This is a genomic window from Burkholderia sp. FERM BP-3421 (genome assembly GCF_028657905.1).
Taxonomy (GTDB): domain Bacteria; phylum Pseudomonadota; class Gammaproteobacteria; order Burkholderiales; family Burkholderiaceae; genus Burkholderia.
Window position 1 is genome coordinate 48,402 of record NZ_CP117779.1, and the last position, 20,076, is coordinate 68,477.

General features: G+C 66.5%; 13 protein-coding genes and 1 pseudogene. All 14 read left to right on the forward strand.

All coding sequences use genetic code 11. From position 1 onward, the window contains the following. The first annotated feature begins 8 nt into the window (after positions 1-8). Positions 9-1,871, forward strand: a complete 1,863-nt coding sequence (gene tssF, locus Bsp3421_RS00165) for a type VI secretion system baseplate subunit TssF (protein WP_273995070.1) — start codon at positions 9-11, stop codon at positions 1,869-1,871. After that, positions 1,868-2,845 (forward strand): type VI secretion system baseplate subunit TssG, encoded by a 978-nt coding sequence (locus tag Bsp3421_RS00170; RefSeq protein ID WP_273995071.1) that lies wholly within the window; start codon positions 1,868-1,870, stop codon positions 2,843-2,845. Before tssF ends, Bsp3421_RS00170 begins: the two co-directional genes overlap by 4 nt. Then, positions 2,842-5,538 carry a type VI secretion system ATPase TssH gene (gene tssH / locus Bsp3421_RS00175; RefSeq protein WP_273995072.1) on the forward strand — a complete coding sequence of 899 codons (2,697 nt, stop codon included), beginning with the start codon at positions 2,842-2,844 and terminating at the stop codon, positions 5,536-5,538. Before Bsp3421_RS00170 ends, tssH begins: the two co-directional genes overlap by 4 nt. Continuing rightward, on the forward strand, positions 5,529-7,820 hold the full coding sequence (locus Bsp3421_RS00180) for a type VI secretion system Vgr family protein (protein WP_273995073.1): 2,292 nt from the start codon (positions 5,529-5,531) through the stop codon (positions 7,818-7,820). The genes tssH and Bsp3421_RS00180 overlap by 10 nt, the downstream gene beginning before the upstream one ends. Positions 7,821-7,825: 5 nt before the next feature. Further along, positions 7,826-10,045 (forward strand): DUF2169 family type VI secretion system accessory protein, encoded by a 2,220-nt coding sequence (locus Bsp3421_RS00185; RefSeq protein ID WP_273995149.1) that lies wholly within the window; start codon positions 7,826-7,828, stop codon positions 10,043-10,045. Then, complete coding sequence (locus Bsp3421_RS00190) at positions 10,042-11,112, forward strand: pentapeptide repeat-containing protein (protein WP_273995075.1); 1,071 nt, start codon at positions 10,042-10,044, stop codon at positions 11,110-11,112. The genes Bsp3421_RS00185 and Bsp3421_RS00190 overlap by 4 nt, the downstream gene beginning before the upstream one ends. A gap of 2 nt (positions 11,113-11,114) precedes the next feature. Then, positions 11,115-11,714, forward strand: a complete 600-nt coding sequence (locus Bsp3421_RS00195) for a DUF3540 domain-containing protein (protein WP_443111405.1) — start codon at positions 11,115-11,117, stop codon at positions 11,712-11,714. Between the two features lie 27 nt (positions 11,715-11,741). Then, on the forward strand, positions 11,742-12,128 hold the full coding sequence (locus Bsp3421_RS00200) for a DUF4150 domain-containing protein (RefSeq protein WP_273995076.1): 387 nt from the start codon (positions 11,742-11,744) through the stop codon (positions 12,126-12,128). Next, entirely contained in the window at positions 12,128-12,706 is a 579-nt protein-coding gene (locus Bsp3421_RS00205; protein ID WP_273995078.1) for a type VI secretion lipoprotein TssJ, read from the forward strand. The genes Bsp3421_RS00200 and Bsp3421_RS00205 overlap by 1 nt, the downstream gene beginning before the upstream one ends. After that, positions 12,703-14,059: pseudogene (tssK, locus tag Bsp3421_RS00210) on the forward strand (type VI secretion system baseplate subunit TssK). Before Bsp3421_RS00205 ends, tssK begins: the two are co-directional and overlap by 4 nt. A gap of 82 nt (positions 14,060-14,141) precedes the next feature. Then, positions 14,142-15,686: a DotU/TssL family secretion system protein gene (locus Bsp3421_RS00215; RefSeq protein ID WP_273995150.1), complete on the forward strand. Its 1,545-nt coding sequence runs from the start codon at positions 14,142-14,144 to the stop codon at positions 15,684-15,686. After that, entirely contained in the window at positions 15,683-19,168 is a 3,486-nt protein-coding gene (gene tssM, locus Bsp3421_RS00220) for a type VI secretion system membrane subunit TssM (RefSeq protein ID WP_273995079.1), read from the forward strand. The genes Bsp3421_RS00215 and tssM overlap by 4 nt, the downstream gene beginning before the upstream one ends. Before the next feature lie 55 nt (positions 19,169-19,223). Continuing rightward, a complete protein-coding gene (locus Bsp3421_RS00225; RefSeq protein ID WP_273995080.1) occupies positions 19,224-19,583 on the forward strand; it encodes a DUF6277 family protein in 360 nt (119 codons plus the stop codon). A 127-nt stretch (positions 19,584-19,710) separates the two neighbouring features. Further along, the gene (locus Bsp3421_RS00230; protein ID WP_273995081.1) at positions 19,711-19,962 is read left to right on the forward strand and encodes a hypothetical protein; all 252 of its coding nucleotides are present in this window, start codon (positions 19,711-19,713) and stop codon (positions 19,960-19,962) included. The last annotated feature ends 114 nt before the right edge of the window (positions 19,963-20,076 follow it).

The following is a 20,076-nucleotide window of genomic DNA, read 5'->3' on the forward strand; positions in this document are numbered from 1 at the left end:
GAACGATCATGAGTTTCCTGGACAACTACAACGACGAACTGCGTCAATTGCGCGACGCGGGCGCCCGCTTTGCGAAGGAGCACCCGCAGGTTGCATCGGCGCTCGGCCTGCATCCGGATGCGGTCACCGATCCGTTCGTCGAGCGCTTGCTCGAAGGCGTCGCCTATCTGTCGGCACGGGTGCACGCGCGCCTTGACCGCGAATGCGCGGAGTTCGCGCAGCAGGCGCTTGGACGAGTTTGCCCGTTGTTCATGGCGGGCACGCCTGCGATTTCGAGTTTCGCGTTTCACCCGGATCTCACTTCGCCGGAAGCCTTCCGGGGCAGCACCGTGCCGCGTGGTTCGTTGATCTCGGCCCGCTTGCCCGGCCGCAAGCTTCCCGTCACGTTCGCCACGGCGCGTGACGTCACGCTGCTGCCGCTGCGCATCGTGCAGGTCGAATGTAGCCGGAGCCTGAACGGACTGCCGTCGCGGCTTGCTCAGCAGCTCGCGTCGTCACAGGCCGTACTGCGTTTTCGTTTCGAGCTGGAAGGCGTGTCGACGATCGGTGAACTGGGGCGCGGCGAAGGCGGCTTCGTGCCGCTGCACGTGAGCCTCGCCGGCGACCTGCCGCGGGCGTACGCGCTGCATCAGGCGCTGCTCGCGTCAAGCAGCGCGTGGTATGCCGTGGTGCCGACACGGCACGGCGACGAGGTGTTGACGTTGCCGGCGTCGGGCATTCGTTTGTCTGGCGTCGACGAAACCGAAGCGCTGCTGCCGCCGGCGCTCGGCGGCCTGCCCGGCCTGCGGCTGCTGCGCGAGTATTTCGCGCAGCCAACCCGCCTGCTCGGCGTCTACCTGGACGCGCTCGCGCCGATCGCCGCGGTCGATCCGTCCGCGCGCGCGTTCGAATTGTTCTTCGCGTTGCGTCAGATACCGAACGGGCTCGTCGGCGAAGTCGACGCGACTCAGTTTCGCCTGTTCGCGACGCCGGCGATCAACCTGTACGAGAAGCGCTTCGACCCGGTGCCGTACGACCCCAACCTCACCGAGCAATGGATTCCGGTCGACCGGATGTCGCCGGCCGCGCATCATCTGTGGGGCTTGACGGAAGTGCGCCTGTGCGAAAGCAATGGCAAATCGCACGCGGCGCGCTCGGTGCTGGAGACGAGCGGCTACGAGGGGCGCGACGACGCGATTCGCTACAGCTTGCGCAGGGAGACGGCGCTGCTCACGGATGGTGCGCAGCGCGACCGCTCCGATCCGCTCGCAAGCCACGACCTGATCGCCGTCTCGACGTGCGGTGACACAGTCGCGCTGGACGACGTCGCATCGATCGCCGGCAAGGCGCTGGTGGTCGACCGCGACTGGCGGCCGTCGGCGCTGCTCGACGCCGAGCTGAGCTTGCGCGATCCCGTCGCCGTGCGGCGCATCGAGTGTCTGTGGCCCGCCAGCACGCCGCGCGGCATGCCGCCTGTCGACGCGTGCTGGGATGCGACGTCCTACCTCGGCCAGAACCCCCTTGCGCTGCGCGCCGGCAAGGCGCAGGACGTTACCGCGCGCGTCATCGAGCAGCTGCTGCTTGCCGCCAACCGCGAGGACGCGCTCGATCGGCAGCGGATCGACAGCCTGCGTTCGGTTCAGCTCGGCGCCAGGTTCATCGCGGCCGGCCGGTCGGTGCCCCTCGCGCTGGTACGGGCGACGTGCGTCAAGATCGACGTCGCCGCGTCGGCTCACTCGGACCGCGGCGCCTGGCTGTTCGGTCGGGTGCTGGCGCAAGCCCTCGCCGAGGCGGCGACGCTCAACGACGGCATCGAGGTTGCCGTGCGGCTCGACGGCGAAACGGTCAGCACCCACGTGAACACGGCCGCCGGCGAAGGGAGTGTGCTGTGAGGCTCGAGCGCGTCCGGCGGGCGCTGACACCGCGCCGCACCTTCATCGAGCTGATGCGCCGTGTCGAGATGCTGGAGCGCGAACGCGGCGCTCCGGTGCGGCACGCGCGGCGCAGCCCCGCGTGGTTGCGCATTGAACAACCGGCCGAGATGCAGTTCGCGAGCACGGAGGTCTCGACCGTGCGGGTCGAGCAATCCCGTTTCATCGAGATCGGCGACCACCCGCAGGTCGACGTCGTCCAGCGGCATTTCGGCTTGTTTGCACCGTATGGCCCACTGCCGCTGCACGTCACCGAGCATGCGCTGCAGGAAAAGCGCTTCGAGCGCAACGCCGCATTCGAGCGCTTCGTCAACGTCGCCTGCGGTGATCTGGCGTGGCTGTATTACCTGGCCTGGTCGTCGATGCATCCGGTGCTCGGTTACGAACGCGCGCGCAATTCGTTCGTCGAGCGGGTCACCGCGCTGGCGAACGCCAACGCCGGGCCCGCCGGGGATCGCGACGTGCAGGCCTGCCGGCGCGCGTTCCCAGGCTTGTACTGCGCATCCCGCCGGTCGCTCGCCGACCTGGCGCGGGTGATGGCCCGCTACTTTCGCGTGCCGTTCCGGATCGTGCCGCGCTACGGCCGCTGGATGCCGGTGTCGCCCGAGCCGCGTGGCGGCCGTCGGCTCGGTGCGTGGCGGCTGGGCGCGCGCATCTGGGATGTCCAGCATTCGATGGAGATCGTGATCGGCCCGATCGAGGCCGATGCGTTTCACCGTTGGCGATCCCGGTCGGCGGCTGCGATGGCGGTATGCGCGGTCGCGACGGATTTTGTCGACGGCAGGATTGACCCCGTCATCAAGGTTCAGGTCCGGACGCGCCCTGAACTCGCGGGGAAAGTCGGAAGTATGCGGGTCGGCGTCGACGCGTGGTGTCGGCCGGATCATGTGCTGCGCACCCTGACTATCTACGAATCTTTTCGGGACTGGAAGTGAATCGCGAACGTATATTTAACTGTCTCGGCCGCACGACCTATGCGGCGCTTGTCGATGCCACGGCGCTGGGGCGATCGCAGCGGCACACCTTTATCGACCTCGATCACTGGGCGCTATGCCTGCTGCAGCGCGAGCAGAGCGATTTCGCGAAGCTGCTGGCCGAGTGGGGAAGCGATGTCGGCGACGTGAAGCGCCGGTTGGAGAAGGCGCTCGATACGTTCGATGTCGGCGGCGAGTCGGTGCGGGACATTTCCGCGTCGCTCGAGCGCAGCGTCGGTCCGGCCGTGATCTGGAGCCAGGTTGCCGCGCCGTCGGGCAAGGTTCGCTCGGGTCATTTGCTGCTGTCGTGGCTGGACGACGACCTCACGCGGCGCTGGCTCCAGCGGCGGGTTTCGCACGGCATCACGGCGGCCGCGATCGACGAGATCGCGATGCGCTACGAGGCGCTGGCCGCGAGCTGGCCGGAGGCGGCGGAAAGTCCTTCGCAAGGCGATCGCGACCTGTCCGCCGACGCGCCGGTGCCGGACGACGCGCTCGAGAAATGGGCAACCTGCCTGACTGCCCAGGCCGCGCGTGGCGAGCTGGATCCCGTCGTCGGCCGCGACGACGAACTGCGGACCGTGATCGACATCTTGTCGCGGCGTCGCCAGAACAACCCGATCCTGGTCGGCGAGGCCGGCGTGGGCAAGACGGCCGTGGTCGAGGCGCTCGCGCAAAAGATCCACGCGGGCGCGGTGCCGCCCGGGCTGCTGGGCGCACAGGTATGGGCGCTGGATCTCGCGCGGCTGCAGGCCGGCGCGGGTGTGCGCGGCGAGTTCGAGCAACGCCTGAAGGCCGTGATGGATGCGGTGCTGGCCGCACCGAGCCCCGTGATCCTGTTTTGCGACGAGACGCATACGCTCGTCGGCGCCGGCGGTGCGGCGGGCACGGGCGACGCCGCGAACCTCATCAAGCCGATGCTCGCACGCGGCCAGTTGCGGATGGTCGCGGCGACCACCTGGTCCGAATACAAGCAATACATCGAACCGGACGCGGCACTTGTCCGGCGCTTTCAGGCGGTGCCGGTCGAGGAGCCGGACGACGCCGCGGCGGTCGACATGTTGCGCACCATCGCGCCGCGCTTCGGCGAGCACCATGGGGTGCACATCGTCGATGCGGCGCTGCGCAGCGCTGTCGCGCTGTCGCGCCGCTACCTGCCGGCGCGGCAACTGCCGGATAAGGCGATCAGCCTGCTGGATACGGCTTGTGCGCGGGTGGCGATGAGCCAGAGCTGCGCGCCGGCCGAGCTGGAGCGGCTCGCGCAGCGGGCATTGGCGATCGGACAGACCCTCAGTTGGCGGGCGAACGACCGCCGGATGGGCGTGCCGACGCCGGGCGACGAAACCGAGCTGGAGACGCAGCGCGATCGTCTCGCGCTGGAGACGCGCGCACTCGAGCGTGTCGTCGAGACCCGGCGAGAGGAAGTGAACGACTGGCTTGCGCAGATGCGTGCGGCGCCCGATTCGCTGGCGGACGATAGCAACGCGACGGCATCGGCCCCGTGCGCCGAAGCCAATTGCTGGGTGTGGCCTTGGGTCGGCGAGCACGTGATCGCCGAGGTCCTCGCGGAATGGACCGGCGTACCGGTCACGCAGCTCGCGCACGACGAAGCGCAGCGGATCGTTGATCTGGAGCGCTCGCTCGGTGCGTGCATTCATGGGCAGGCGGGCGGTGTGCGCTCGATCGCGCAGGCGCTGCACGTGTCGCATTCCGGTCTCGGCGATCCACAGCGTCCGCTCGGCGTGATGCTGCTCGCGGGACCGACCGGCACGGGCAAGAGCCAGGCGGCGGCGAAGCTCGCCGAACAGCTGTTCGGCGGCGAGCGCAATCTCGTGCAGTTCAACATGAATGAATTCCAGGAAGCCCATACGGCGTCGACGCTGAAGGGCGCGCCGCCCGGCTACGTCGGCTACGGCAAGGGCGGGCGGCTGACCGAGGCGATACGCAAGAAGCCGTACAGCGTACTGCTGCTCGACGAGTTCGATCGCGCGCATCCGGACATCCATGAAGTGTTCTACCAGGTGTTCGACCAGGGCTGGATGGAAGACGGCGAGGGGCGGCGGATCAGTTTCCGCAACAGCCTGATCCTGTTGACCACCAATTTCGGCGATGCGGAGATCGAGGCATCGTGCAAGGCCGATCCGCAGGTGTCGCAGGCGAAACTCGAGGCGCTGGTGCGCGAGCGGCTGCAGGCGCGCTTTTCCGCGGCGCTGCTGGCGCGCATTCAGATCGTCGTGTTCCGGCCGCTCGATCTCGACGCGTTGACGGGCATCGCCCGTCAGGCGCTGGACGAATTCGGCGAGCGGCTTGCGCAGAACGGCCTCGGCTGGCGCGCCGACGACGATGTCGCCGGCTGGATCGCGCAGGCCGTTGCGCAGCACCCGGCCAACGGGCGCGCGGTGCGCGACCTGCTGCGACAGCACGTGATGCCTGCCGTGGCGCGCGGCGTGCTCGCCGCGCGCGCAGAAGGCCGGACCCTGCGGTCGGTGCGGCTCTCGGCAGCCGACAAGTTGTCGATCGCGTTCGACGACGAGGCGAACGGGGCCGACGCATGGCCGTCCGGTGATGCCGTCGTGGCCGAAGGCGGGGCGGCGTCGAATGAACAGGATGCGTCGATCGATACCGGATCGGAGGGAGCACCCGCATGCGTCTGATCGAATTACGCAGCGATGTATTGGACTCGAGGGTAGTCGCACTGGCTTTTGCGGCTCGCGAGGATTTCTCGCAGGAGCCGTCGTACCGCCTCGACCTGTTGAGCAGCGATCCGGAGCTAGATCTGGACTCACTGCTGGGCGGGTTAGTGTCGGCCGACATCGACCTTGACGACGGAATGATACGAACCTTCAACACCTACGTGTTTGGGGGCTACGACACGGGGCAGCTGAGTGGTCAATATACCTACACGCTGGAACTGAAAAGCTGGCTGTCGTTCCTGGAGGAGAACCAGAACAGCCGGATCTTTCAGAACCTGACGGTGCCGCAGATCGTCGAGCAGGTGTTCCAGGGACATCAGCGGACTGATTACCGCTTCGAGCTGGAAGGCGCGTATGACGTGCGCGAATACTGTGTGCAGTTTCAGGAATCCGATCTGAATTTCGTCAAACGCCTGCTCGAAGACGAAGGGATCTACTTCTGGGTTGAGCACGAGTTGTTCCGGCACGTGGTGGTGCTGTCCGACACGCAGCGCTTCAGGGACCTGCCGTTTCCTTATCGGCAGTTGCGGTACCTGCCAGACGGCGAGGAGTCGCGGGCGATCTGGGGGCGCGAAGGGGTGCAGCGGCTGCAGAAGACCCGTCGGGTGCGGCCAAACAACGTCGCGCTGCGCGATTTCAACTACCTGGCGCCCTCGAACCGTCTGGACAGTGATGCACAGATTTCGCCGGAGCCGGCGCTGTCGGGAGTGCAGCTTGAATACTACGACTACGCGGCGGGGTATCAGCAGGAACAGACTGGGGAGCGTCTGGCGCGGTTAAGACTCGAGGCGTTTCAGGCGGAGGCACATGTGTTGACCGGCGAGGCGAACGCGCGCGCCTTGGGAACTGGTCAGGCATTCACGCTGGGTGGTTACCCGGCGGTGAGCCGGAATCGTCGCTACTACGTGATCGGCAGCGAGCTGTCGTTTATCCAGGACGGACCGGACAGCACATCGCAGGGGCGTAACGTCGTGGTGAAGTTTCGCGCGTTGGCGGACAACCAGCCGTACCGGCCGGCGCTCGTGACAAGGCGGCCGCAAGTGCCCGGCATCCAGAGTGCGACGGTGGTGGGATCACAGGTGTCGGAGGTGTACACCGACAGGCTCGGTCGGATCAAGGTGCATTTCCACTGGGACCGCTACAAGACGGTCGAAGCCGATGCATCGTGCTGGATCCGGGTGTCACAGGCCTGGGCTGGCAAGGGTTGGGGCGTGCTCGCATTGCCGCGGGTTGGGCAGGAAGTGCTGGTGACATATGTGGACGGCGATCTCGACCGGCCGGTGGTGACAGGGGTCGTCTACAACGGCGAGAACCCGACACCCTATGACTTGCCGAAGGATGCCCGCTACACGGGGCTGGTGTCGCGTTCGATCAAGCAGGCGGGGCAGGCGCAGAACGGTAGCCAGCTCACGTTCGATGACCAATATGGCGCGGAACGCCTGATGCTCCACTCCGAGCGCGACATGCAGCAGACCGTCGAGCGCAACAGCTCGAAGTCGGTTGGCCAGGACTCGAATCTGTCCGTGGAAGGTACGTTTACGTCGGTGACCGGGATTTCGGTCAGCTATACGGGCATCTCGGTGTCGTACACAGGGCTGTCGGTGGGCTTTACCGGTGTATCGGCGTCGTTCGACGGGCTCAGCACATCGTTCACCGGTGTGAATACGGGCTTCACGGGTGTGTCGACGTCGTTTGTCGGTGTATCGACTGGTTTCACGGGTATCCACACGTCGTTCACGGGCGTCAGTACGGGTTTCACCGGGGTGTCGACGTCGTTCACGGGCATGTCGACCGGCGTGACCGGATTGAGCAATTCGGTAACTGGAGTCTCGAACGGCATGACGGGCATTGCGTCGTCGATGACGGACGTCAGCATGTCTGTGACAGGGCAATCAAAGAGCATGACAGGCGTGTCGCTGTCGTACACGGGCACGTCGAATAGCGTGACCGGCACAAGTACGTCGGTGGCCGGCACGTCTACAAGCATCACCGGCACGTCGATTTCGAGTATAGGCACGTCGACCAGCGTCACGGGAGTGTCAACATCGACGACGCGCAGTTCAGTGAGCATGACCGGATCGAGCATGTCGGCGACCGGCAACTCGGTGAGCATGACAGAGTCGAGCATTTCAGAGACGGGTATTGATGTTTCGACCACTGGTAATAGCTTTTCATACACGCTTGTCGGTCGATCGGATATTGGTTTTGACCTGAAGAAAATTGGCACGCAGGTGAAATACTGATGCCGATCCGCCATGTCAAACCTCAAGCTGCGCTCGTCGCGACGACGCGCACGCAGATCGGCTCGACGCCCATGCTCGGAATCAGCATCGGCGTTGGCTTCCGGCTCAGCGATCCCGCGATCCTCGTCCACGAAGCGGCGGTCTGGGGCGCACTGAAGGCAGCGGCGCCGTCGGTGCCACTGACTGAAGTCGCCATGCCGAAACGCTGCGCGGAGTGGCTGCTCGCCGGCCATTCGGTACATCGCGCGCCGGTCGCCGCGCGCGGACGTGCGGTGGACTGGGCCGCCTGGGTCGAGCTGGACGGTGTGCGCAAGACCGTGTCATGCCGCGCGAAGGCCGATGAGCACGCGGAGCGGGACGCGTTCGCGCGGCTCGCAATCGATCATGCCCAGGCCGTCGCGGGCGGCATGCGCGAGAACCCGCTCGGCCTCGTGTCGGGCGTCGCGCCGCTGCAGCGCGTGGGCGCGCTCGGTGTCGGACCGGACCCGCTGGCCGCGATGGGCGCACTCGAGAGCGACTGGCCCGAGCGCCGGCAATGGATGCCGGGGCGCCCGGGCACGCTCGAGGCGATGGCGCGCGACGGCACACACATGGGCTGGCCGGAGAGCACGGATCTGCGCTACTTCCAGCAGGCCGCGCCGGATCAATGGTCGCGTCGCGACAGGTGGACGCCGGGCGCACGCTTCGAACTCGGCGGGTTCGGCGCGCGCGGCGAAGGCTTCGCGGGCATGCTGCCGCGCCTCGCCGCGCTCGCGCTCGTGACACGCACGGGCCAGCCGGGCGCCGAGCAGGTGTCGCTGCAGCAGCAGACCGTCTGGCTGCTGCCCGACCACGATATCGGCGTGCTGTGGTGGAACGGCGCGCTCCGGACCGACTACGTGCTCGACGACGCGCCGGCGATGCTCGTCACGGCCGTCAAGGATGCCGGGGAGCGGACCGACACCGACGCGCTCATGGCATTCGCCGAGCACCGCATCGACCTGACCTGCACGGATCCGACCCGGTTCCTGGACGACGTGCTGATGCCATCCGTCGAGCGTGGCTGGGCCTGGGAGCTGATCCTCAACACCGACGACCATCCTCGTTTTTCGCCGCAGCCGCGCAATCGTGCGGAAATCGTTGCGCGGCTCGAGCGTTACCGGTCGAGCCTGGAAGAGGCACGGGACGGCTACGCGCGGTTGCGCGAATTCCGGGAATCCGTGAAGGACGAAGCGCTGCCCGTCGCCCCATCCGATGGACGCGACTGGCGGAAATATTTTGGCGAGGCGGGCAATACGGAACTGTTGGAAACGACGATACGCGATGCGGATCTGTCCGGGCTGCGCTTCGATGGCTGGCAACTGGAGGCGGTGCGCTTCGAGCGTTGCCGCTTCGATCGCAGCGCATGGGCGAACTGTCGGCTGAGCCACGTACACGCGGTCGACTGTTCATTCGTCGATGCAACACTCGACAACGTCACCTGGTGCAGCGGCTCGCTAGCGCGCAGCCCGCTGCAACGCAGCATGTGGCGCAATGTCGTGCTGGAACACATCAGCGTCGAGGACTGTGCGCTCGACGATGTGAGGATCACGAGCGGAACATGGTCGGCGGTAACCGTACATGGGTGTGCGGGTGCGCGGGGCGTTGTGCAGGACATCGAGTGGGACAGCGTCGCGTGGAACAAGGTCGACGCGCGCGATTGGACCTGGAACCGCGTGCGCGCCGACAACCTCGGGTTGATCGAATGTACGCTGACGAATCTGGCACTCACGCAATGCACGCTGATCAAGTCGAGTGCGACGCGAAGCAACCTGTCGGAGAGCGCATGGCAGCAGTGCGTCTTGTCGATGACGGTCTTTTCCGTCGGCACGTCGATCGATCGCACTCGGCTCGTCGATTGTGTGTTCCGGTCGTCGAGCTTCCAGGATCTGAGCGCGGAAGCACTGGGGGTCGATCATTGCACGTTCGAGCAGCTCAATGCGCAGCGTCTGAAGGCGGAGCGCTCGAACTGGACATGCACCTTGCTCGATGGCGCGAATGCGACGCACGCTCGTCTGGCCGGCGCATCGTTCGATCGCTGCTCGCTGAAGGAAGCCATCCTGTACGGCGCAGACATGCGCGAGACCCGGATGCGCGATTGCAACCTGATCCGCGCCGGCACGTCATGGGCGCATCTGCCCGAGCCCGGCGCGTGGAGCGATAACATGAACGCTCGACGGATCGATGTTCCGAGGAGGGAAAAATGAGCGGACTCGAACTGCCGGTGCCCGTACCCGCGCTGCCGCAGGTGATCAAAGGGCGGCACTACACAACGTCACATCGCGGACTCGAGCTGGCCAATACGGTTTACCAGGAATGCCATTTCGACCAGCTGGCCTGGTCGGGATGCAAGCTGTCGAACCTGCGTTTCGTGAACTGCCGCTTCGACGGGAATCGATTCGAGCGTTGTGAGCTGACGGACCTGGTTCATGAGGATTGTGTCTTCGCATCTACCACATGGACCGACTGCATACTTCGCGACCTCGCGTTCGTCGGGGGCGAGATCCGCGACGCGATGTGGGCGGGTGGTCAGATCAAGGACACAATCTTCTCGAAAGTGAACGCATCCGACTGGCGATTCGACTGCGTGCGTGCGGCACACGTGTCGATCATTACGAGCGAACTCACTGGCGTCGTGCTGAACCGCGGACGCTGGTCGGACGTGTCGTGGATCGGCATGCAGCTTGACGGCATGCACATACGCTCTGCGGAACTCGAGAATTTCATCGTCGGGCAGAGCGGTTGCAACGCGTGCACGCTCGACGCGTGCCGGGGTATCAACGTGCGCTGGATCGGTTCGAAAATCGATCGAATGACCGTGATCGATTGCGAATTCCGACAGGCTTCCTGGTCGCACTGCACGTGGACGGACGGTCAGATCCATTCGAGCCGGTTGCCTATTGCGAGCTTCGATCACGCGACGATAAGCAACCTGTCAATTTTGAATGCTGATATACCGCAGGCAATCTTCGATCACGCGAGCATCGTCGACAGCGATCTGCGGGGATTGCGTGCACCTCGTATCGGGCTACGTCATGCACGATTCGTGCGCGTACAACTTGCCGGTGCGCAACTGTCGGGCGTGGACGCGCGCGGCGCGACGCTGGAGCACGTCGGTCTGAACGGTTGTGACTGCCGTGCCGGCATTCTGATCGGACAACCGAGACGTGCGTGGCTTGCGGCGGACACGCGGCAAGCGACCTTCGACGAAGTGGGCGCAGAGGACGATGGCCCATGGAGGCAGCGCACTCAACCTGGAGCAAGAGGAGTATGACAATGACGATTCTTCAATCGGCCGATACGTGCGAGGCGAGGATCCACGACGGCGGGTTGCGGGAACCGGTGCCCGCGCCGCTCAAGCGGCAGGTTGCCACGGGTTCGGTCGGATACCTGACGATCGGCCGAGTCGGCGAATCAACATTTGACGGCGTGTGGTGGGTGGCGACGGAGCCCGGCGGTGAGATGAGGCTGGCGCGTACGGCGGTCAGTTGCCTCGTCGCGCCGCAGTCGGACGACCTGGTTCAACTGTACCAGGCAGCGGGCGACTGCTGGGTACTCGCGATCCTCGAGCGGCGTAGCGACGCCGCGTCCGTCACGATCGATTTCGGCACGGCCAGCGTGCTGCTGCGGGCGCACGACGTGCGCGTGCAGGCGCGCGACCGGCTGGATCTGGAGGCAGCCCGCCTTGCGAGCCGCGCGGAGGTGGTCACGCAGGCGGCGACGGAGCGCCACGCGCACGTCAGCGGCACCGACGCCACGCACGCCGGCAACACATTCGTTCATACCGAACGTCACCTGGGCGTCCATGCGCAGACCGCGGTCGTGACGGCGGACGCGCTGCTCAAGATGGATGCCGGCCAGATCCACATGGGTTGAATCAGTTTACAAATTGAGGAGGTTGTCATGTATGCCAATAGCTCTGCGGGTGGAATGGCGATGGCGGGCTCGGACGTCTGCAAGACGCCGCCGCTCGCGATCCCCGCGTCGTATCCGAACATTGCAAACCAGTCCGAGGCCGTGCCGAACGTCCCGACCATCATCTATTGCGGCGGCCCGGTTCACAACCTGAACACGATCATTCCGGTCACGCACGGCGACGAGTCGGGTTCGATGGGGGGCACCGCGTCGGGCACGGTCGCGGGCCCGTCGCGCCATGTGACGGGCTCCGGCAAGGTGATGATCCAGGGTGCGCCGCAGACCCGGTTGACCGACACCAATCTACCCAACAACCAGAACACGGCCGGGCAGACCGTCGCGCCATCCCAGACCGTCACGATGACGCTTAGCTGATGAAGTTCGTTCGAACCCTGTTCTCGTGGCTCGCGCTGGGCATCCTTGCGGGCTGCTCGTTCGGCTCGAAGAACGTCGAGCCGCGCCAACTGCATGTGACATTGGTAGGTGGGAGCCACCTGAACGTCGGCGCGAGCGGTGAGCCGCGGCCGATCCAGTCGTGCGTGTATATCGTGCGCGCGGCCGACTGGGTGCCGATGACGAACGGCGACGCGCCGTGCGCCGGCAAGGATCAGGAGGGCACGGTGGAAAGCGTGTCGCGTCATGTGATCGCGCCGAACCAGGTGCTGCAGTTCTGGATCGACGTGCCGCGCAGCGGCGAGCTCTGGCTCGTCGCGGACGCCGACTACGCACAGCGCCCGGCCCAGTACGCGCCGTTGCGCGTGCGCATCGACGGAAGCGGGGTGATTCATCTCGCGGTATGGCTCGATCGCAGCGGGATCTACAACGCGTCGTTGCCGGGTGCGGTGCCGCTGCCGCCCGACGCGCCCGTCGCCGCGAGCGCGCCGAACCCCGACGCCGCAACCGACAAACCCGCCCGACGCCACGGCTCGGGCACGAGGAGATACAGGCAATGAGCAGTCTGCCGGTTGGACCGGTCGCGTGGAGCGACGGCATGCTGATCGAGACGCAGCATTTTCAGCAACTGGAGCGCCACTTGTCCCATCAGGTCGCGTCGCGGCTCGGGCAAACCGTGAATCACGGCTGGGGCTTCACGCTGCTCGACGTCGACCAGGACGGGCTCGGCCTCGGCCGGCTCGCGCTGCGCGGCGCGCGCGGCGTGTTCCAGGACGGCACTGCATTCTCGCTGCCGTCGCACGACCCGCTGCCCGCGCCGCTCGAGACCGAACGGGCGCAGGCGGGCGACATCGCGTGCCTCGCGATCCAGGCCGCGCGCAGCGGCGGCCCGGAAATGGCCTTCGGCGAGGTGGCGTCGTCGTCGCGCTACCGGGCGATGACCACCGACGTGCCCGATCTCGCGGTCGGCCTCGACGCGCCGGGCACGCCGCGCAGCCTGACGATCGAGACCGGGCTGGCGACGCGGCTGTGCTGGAAGTCGCAACTGCGCTCGGACGAAGCGGCGCTGCCGATCGCCCGCGTGGCCGGGCGCAGCGCGAGCCGCACGGTGCTGCTCGATCCGCGCTTCATCCCGCCGCTGCTCGACACGCGCGCGCACGTCGTGCTCAATTCGCTGATCGACGAGCTGCAAAGCACGCTGCGCGTGCGCCTCGCGCATACGTCCGGGCAGCGGGTGCTGTCCGCGGGCGGGGGCATCGCGGACCTGATCGAGCTGCTGCTGCGGCAGGCGATCGCCGAGTACCGGATGCGGCTCGCGCATCTCGATGCGTTCGATCCGCTGCCGCCCGCGCTGCTGTATCGCGGCGATCAGCCTGCTCGGGCGGCTGAGCGTGCTGCCCGGCGTCGACGAGGAGCTGGCCGAGCGCGATTTCGGCTACCGCCACGACGACCTGCAAGGCAGCTTCGAGCCGCTCGCGGCCACCTTGCGGCATGCGCTCGCGCGCGTGATCGAGACGCCGGTGCTGCCGCTGCGATTCGAGGATCGCGGCGACCAGGTCCATATCTGCGTGGTCGACAAGCAGTGGAACCTGAAGAAGCTCGTGTTCGCGGTGTCGGCCGCGATGCCGGCCGACAAGCTGCGCCAGCTGCTGCCGCAGCAGACCAAGCTCGGCGCGGTCGAACAGATCCAGAAGCTGGTGGACCTGCAACTGCCGGGGGCCCGCCTGATCCCGCTGCCCAACCCGCCGCGCCAGATTCCCTATTACGCCCAAAGCACCTACTTCGAGGTCGAATCGACCGATCCGTTCTGGACGCAGACGCTCGCCGGCTCGGCGATGGCGCTGCGCATCGTCGGCGATTTTCCGGACCTGCGTTTCGAAGCATGGGGCTTGAGAGACGGGAAGGTGGCATGACACACGATATGAACCGCTATCCACGATGAACCTGCTCAGAAACGTTTCCTCTGCCATCCGGCGCGCGTCAACGAGCCCCGATCTGCTCGATCGGGTGATGGCGAATCTCGATCTGGCGACGCGAACGCCGACGCTGTCGTCGCTGGCCAATGCGGCATCGGCCGACGGCGCCGCATCGGTCGGCGAAGCCAGTCCCCCTGCGCCGCCGGCACAGGACCACGCGGTGCTGCCGTTCCCGGCGCCGGCGGGCAACGCCCGCGCGCGGCGCGACGGCACGGTGTCGTCGCCCGTGGTCTACAGCCAGCAAGGCGAACAGGTCGCGATCCTGAAGGCCGGCCAGCAGTCGGCGAGCTGGAGCAACCCGTTCGTGTCGCACGCGCTGCCCGCGATCCTGCAATTGCGGCGGCATCTTGCGGACGGGCCGCTCGACCAGTCCGCGGTACGCACGCAGCTCGGCCTAGAAGCGAGGCTCTACCGGGAACGGCTCGCCAGTTCCGGTTGCGAATGGGAGCAGATCCGCGACGCGTCGTACCTGCTGTGCACGTATCTGGACGAAAGCGTCAGCGATGCTGCGCGTGCCGCGTCGCAGGTGCTTTACGACGGCGAGCGCAGCCTGCTGGTGGAGTTCCACGACGACGCGTGGGGCGGCGAGGACGCATTCGCCGATCTCGGGCGCTGGATGAAGGCGGGCGATCCGCCCGTCGGCCTGCTGGCGTTCTACGAGCTGATCCTGTCGCTCGGCTGGCGGGGCCGCTATCGCGTGCTGGACCGCGGCGACGTGCTGCTGAAGGACCTGCGCTCGCAGTTGCACGCGCTCATCTGGCGTCACGTACCGCCCGAGCCGCTCGGCACCGGGTTGATCACGCCGGCGCGTCCGCGTCGCCGGTGGTGGACGCCGGTGCGGGCGGGCGCGGTCGCGCTAGGCGCCGTGCTGCTGACCTACGGCATCGCGAGCGCGGTGCTCGACTCGCAGGGTCGACCGATGCGCAACGCGCTGGCCGCATGGATGCCGCCGACCCGCACGATCAATCTCGCGGAAACGTTGCCGCCGCCGCTGCCGCAACTGTTGTCCGAGGGCTGGCTCACGGCGTACAAGCATCCGCAGGGCTGGCTGCTGGTGTTCCGTAGCGACGGCGCGTTCGACGTGGGCAAGGCGCAGGTGCGCGCCGATTTCGAGCGCAACATCGAGCGGCTCGGGTTGGCGTTCGCGCCGTGGCCGGGGGATCTAGAGGTGATCGGCCACACCGACCGGCAGCCGATCCGCACGAACGAGTTCGCGGACAACCTGGCGCTGTCGGAAGCGCGGGCGCGGACCGTCGCCGCGGAACTGCGCAAGACCGCGGTGCCGGGCGGTGCGCAGGCGCCCGAGAACGCCGTGAAGCGGAACATCGACTATTCGGGGCGCGGCGACGCGCAGCCGATCGATGCGGCACAGACGCCCGCTGCCTACGAGCGAAACCGGCGGGTGGACGTGCTTTGGAAGGTAATCCCGGCGGGCGGCCGGCGCGCGCCGAATGCGGCCGATTCGCCGGGCGTCGGCCCAGCCGCGCGGCCCGCGCTTCCGGACGGCGTCGTGACGGCACCCGACGGCCAGTCGCCGTATGCAACCGAGGACAAAAAGCAATGATACGAAACAGTCTGCGGGTCTTTGTCGCGGTTCTGATCGCAGTCTTGATCTGCTGGGTCGGCCCTTTGTTTGCGCTGGGCATCTACCGTCCGTTCGCCTCGGTCTGGGTGCGCGAAATCCTGGTCGCAGCCGTGCTCGTGTGGGGGCTGTGGCCGACGCTTGCGCGGCTCTGGGCACGGCTTGCGATGAGTCCGCGCCGGGTGCGCACGTCGCAGCCGGAGGCGCGATCCGATTTCATCGACGAGCGGCTGCGCGACCTGGACCGCCAATTGAAGGCCCGCTGGCTGCGCGAGCCGCGCAGCCGCTGGAAGCACTGGGGTGGCGTGCTGAGCCGGCAGCATCGGGCCGCGCTGCCGTGGTACGTCGTCCTCGGCGCGGAAGGGAGCGGCAAGACGAGCCTGGTGGTGAAGGCGGTGAACGCGGGCGGCTCCGACATGGCGCAGAGGCTCGCGATCGAACCGCTCGACAGCCGTGGAGGCGACTTCGATTTCCGCATCGCCAGCGACGCGGTGTGGTTCGATATCGGCGGCCGCTGGAACTTGCGTGATGGCATCGACGACACGTCGCTCGACGCGTGGAAAAAGCTGCTGCACGGGCTGCGTCGCCTGCGCGGGGGCGCGCCGGTCAACGGCGTGGTGCTGTGCGTCGACAGTGAGTCGATGGTCGATGCGCCGCTGGAGGTCCGCAAGCGTCTCGCCGACGTCGTGTATCGCCGGCTCACGGAGATGCGCGAGGTATTCGGGCAGCAGGCGCAAGTCTACGTGGCGTTGAACGGGATCGACCGGCTCGACGGCGCGGTCTCCATGCTGTCGCTGCTGGACGCCAGCCGCTGGGCGAGTGGCGTGGGCTTCTGCCTGCCCGAGCAGGCGTGCGACGAAGGCGCGGCGGCGGCCGGCGCGAGCTGGCATGGCGCGTTGCAGCACCTGCAGCAGCGCGTCCAGCAGCAGGTGTTGTTCTCCGCACCGGCGGCGACCGAGGTCGCGGCGAATTACGCGCAATTGCGCTTCGTCGAGACGCTTAGCCAGCTGCACAAGGCGCTGCTCGTCTGGCTGCAGATGGCGATCATGCCCGGCGAGCTCCATGCCGCCGCGCGGCTGCGCGGCGTGTGGATGGGCTCGATGGCGGAACTGGCTGTCGCGCAGTCGGGCGGCGCGACGGCCGGGCCACCGGTGCAGACCTGGCCGATGGACGCGTTGTGGACGCCTCTGTTCCGGCAGGTTGCGCTCGAGCGCGACGCCGTGCGGCCGAGCGGCACGCAATCGTGGCGCAGCCGGGCTGGCCACGCGCTGCGCTGGGCGGCGCTGCCGGTCCTCGCGATCTGTCTCGTGCTCTGGTTTGGCTGGAGCTACTTCGCCGAGCGCACCTATCTCGACGACGTGTGGGCGCAGTTCAGCGAAGCGAAGCGCGTGGCGCAGGCCCAGGTGTCGTATGGCCCTGACGACGGCTCGCCGCTGCTCGACGTCGCGAGCCAGATGCACTACGCGCAGGCGCAGGCGCAAGACGCCGGCCGGCGGATGGCGACGCCGTACTTCGAGCACGGACTCGTCGCCGATGCGGCGCGCGACACTTACCACCGGCAGTTGCAGAAGATGCTGATGCCGGAGCTGTACAACGAGGTGCGGCGCGTGCTGGTCGCGCAGTCGGACGGCGCCCCCGGCGATGTGTACCAGACGCTCAAGGTGTACTTGATGCTGTGCCGGCCCGATCGGCGCAACGCGACCGAAGTCGAGCGCTGGCTGAGCAGCCGCTGGGACAGCCTGTCCGGCGGGCAGTACGGCGACGACGACCGGCGCGCGCTGCTGGCGCATGTGCGCGCGCTGATCGAGCTGCCGAAGCTTCCGGGCACGCCCGAGGACGCGAACCTGGTGCGCTCGGCGCGTGCCCGGGCCGAGCAGATTCCGATCGTGACGCGCGTGTTGCAGAACATTCACGCGCAGGGGTTGCCGGCCCAGGTCAACGACACCTCGCTGTCGCGCGCGGCCGGCTTCGCATCGGCGATGAGCCTGCGGATGCGTAGCGACACCCCGGCGACCGACGTTGCGGTGTCCGGCTGGTTCACGCGGGCCGGCTACACGGACGTGTTCCTGCCGCGTCTGGAGAAGAGTGCGCGCGCGACGCTCGAGGAGGATAGCTGGGTGCTGCACGACACGATGCTGCACGGCAATAGCTTCCAGATCGACGGGCTGGTGCAGAAGCTCACGGATGCCACCCGTGCGCAGTTCCTGCAGGACTACATCACCGCCTGGCAGAACTTCCTCAACGATGTGACGGTGCGCAGCGTTACGGGCCTTGACGACGCTTCGCAGTTGGCGGCGGCGATGATGGATTCGCAGTCGCCGCTCGCGAGCCTGCTGCGCTTCGCGGCGCGCGAGGCGACGCTCACCGGCGCAAGCGACGAAGGCAATATCGACAGCTGGATCGATCGTCAGAAATTTCGTTTCGAAAAGGGACGGCGCCAGATCGTTGGCGAGTTGAATGGCCAGCACTATCGGACCGTGCTGTTGCCGGAGCATGTTGTCGAGGAGCACTTCCAGGCCATCCGGCAACTGGCCGCGCAGTTGAACAATCGCGGCGTGGAGTCGAGTAGTCCGCTCTCCCGGCTGTTCGAGCCGCTATACCGGCAATTGGGGCTCGTCAACGGTGCATTGCAGGCAGGGCAGGTGCTGCCCGCGCAATACGATGCATTCTCGCGGCTCAAGGAAACCGCCGCGCGTCAGCCCGAGCCGGTGCGGGGCATCATGCTCGACCTGATCGGCAACGGTAGCGCAATGACGACCCGCGAGTCGGGCGCACTGCTCAATCGCGGCGCGGCAGGCGCGACATCCACCGTGTGCAGTACCGGATTCACGAGCCGTTATCCGTTCCGCCGCGGCGCGCGGGTCGATGCGGGCGTGGAGGATTTCGAGCGCCTGTTCAGCGCCCAGGGACTGATGGCGACGTACTTCCGCGATCACCTCTTGCCCTACGTCGACACGTCGAGCACGCCGTGGAAGGAGCTGCGTTCCAACGGCGGGAATCTCGGCCTCGTGAATCCGAGCGTGCTGTCGTCGTACGAGACGGCCGATCGCATCCGCGGCGCGACGCTCGACGAATCCGGGCGCCTGGGAGTATCCACCGTGCTGCGCTTCGTCGACATGGATTCGCAGATTTCGGAAGCACAGCTGATCGTCGGCGGACAGACGCTGCACTATGCGCACGGGATGACTTCTCCCCAGCGAATCGACTGGAATGGGCAGAGCGCTAAGCTCGCGATCCAGTTGCAGCTGAAATCGGTCGACGGTCGGCTGAACACGATTCAGTTCGACGGACCTTGGGCATTGTTCCGCTTCTTCGACGCGGGGCAGGCGGCGGGCGGGACGGCCGACCGTCGCGAGAGGCTGTATCAGACGAGCATCGGGGCGGTCCGGCTGGAGTGGCAGGCGCTGACGACGCCTTCGCCGATCTGGTCAGGCATCCTGCAGTCGTTCAGATGTCCGTCGTGATGCACGCCATGTATCGCAATGCGCCAACCGGCGCGAACTTGAAAAGGAGTAGCAGATGATTGATCCGAAGGTAATCCTGGCTGCGTGCACCAGCGCACATGAATACGGACAGAGCGCAGGAAGCTCGATGGCGCAGCCATTCATGGACTCGATTCCTGACATGTCGGTGGCATCGTCGCAGAACGCGAGCAACGTGATCGGCGGCGTTCATCAGATCGGCGGCAAGATGCTGGACCATATGGTGAACATCAAGGCGTCGGTCGACAAGCAGGTTGCCGCGCACCAGGACGCGCAGCAGCGGCAAAAGACCTACGACTTCAACGTTAACATGAATGACCTGCGACCTACCAACACGGTCGGTTTCCCACAGGAAATGCCGTCCAACTTCTTCGCGCCGTTTAAAACCGGAAAATAGTCGGCTTGGACGCGAGCCGCTGCGCGGCTCGCGAAAGTTGGCAGGTCTGGCGTTCTGCGTCAGGTCTTCTGGGCGTAGCCGGCGACAACGGACGGCGCGCCGCATCATTTGAAAGGAATACGCAATCATGAAGAGAATATTTTTTGGACTCCTATTCGGTACGTTGTCAGTGAGCGCCTATGCGCAATTCGGCCAGCTTATCCAGTCGGTCACGGATCAAGTGACCAGCGCTGCGCAGACGCAGGTGAACCAGGGCGTGCGGTCGGCGACGGATGAGGCGGTACAGTCGGCGACGACGCATACGCGCAAGATGATCGACTCTGTGCGCTCGTCCGACAAAAGCACGATAAAGGAAGGCCAGGACGTAAAGCCTCAATGACCCGGAGCGAGATCGAGCGGATACGCCCCGCCCCGGGGGGACTGAATCGCGCAGCATGCAGGCGCGTGTCGATAGGAGAAAACTCTTTGGATTTTCCTAACGTAATTGCAGAAC

Bases quoted from the DNA above. Each gene is read 5' to 3' on its own strand.
- Bsp3421_RS00230 (WP_273995081.1), top strand. From the start codon at position 19,711: ATGAAGAGAATATTTTTTGGACTCCTATTCGGTACGTTGTCAGTGAGC.
- Bsp3421_RS00205 (WP_273995078.1), top strand. From the start codon at position 12,128: ATGAAGTTCGTTCGAACCCTGTTCTCGTGGCTCGCGCTGGGCATCCTT.
- Bsp3421_RS00225 (WP_273995080.1), top strand. From the start codon at position 19,224: ATGATTGATCCGAAGGTAATCCTGGCTGCGTGCACCAGCGCACATGAA.
- Bsp3421_RS00195 (WP_443111405.1), top strand. From the start codon at position 11,115: ATGACGATTCTTCAATCGGCCGATACGTGCGAGGCGAGGATCCACGAC.
- tssF (WP_273995070.1), top strand. From the start codon at position 9: ATGAGTTTCCTGGACAACTACAACGACGAACTGCGTCAATTGCGCGAC.
- Bsp3421_RS00190 (WP_273995075.1), top strand. From the start codon at position 10,042: ATGAGCGGACTCGAACTGCCGGTGCCCGTACCCGCGCTGCCGCAGGTG.
- Bsp3421_RS00200 (WP_273995076.1), top strand. From the start codon at position 11,742: ATGTATGCCAATAGCTCTGCGGGTGGAATGGCGATGGCGGGCTCGGAC.
- tssM (WP_273995079.1), top strand. From the start codon at position 15,683: ATGATACGAAACAGTCTGCGGGTCTTTGTCGCGGTTCTGATCGCAGTC.
- Bsp3421_RS00180 (WP_273995073.1), top strand. From the start codon at position 5,529: ATGCGTCTGATCGAATTACGCAGCGATGTATTGGACTCGAGGGTAGTC.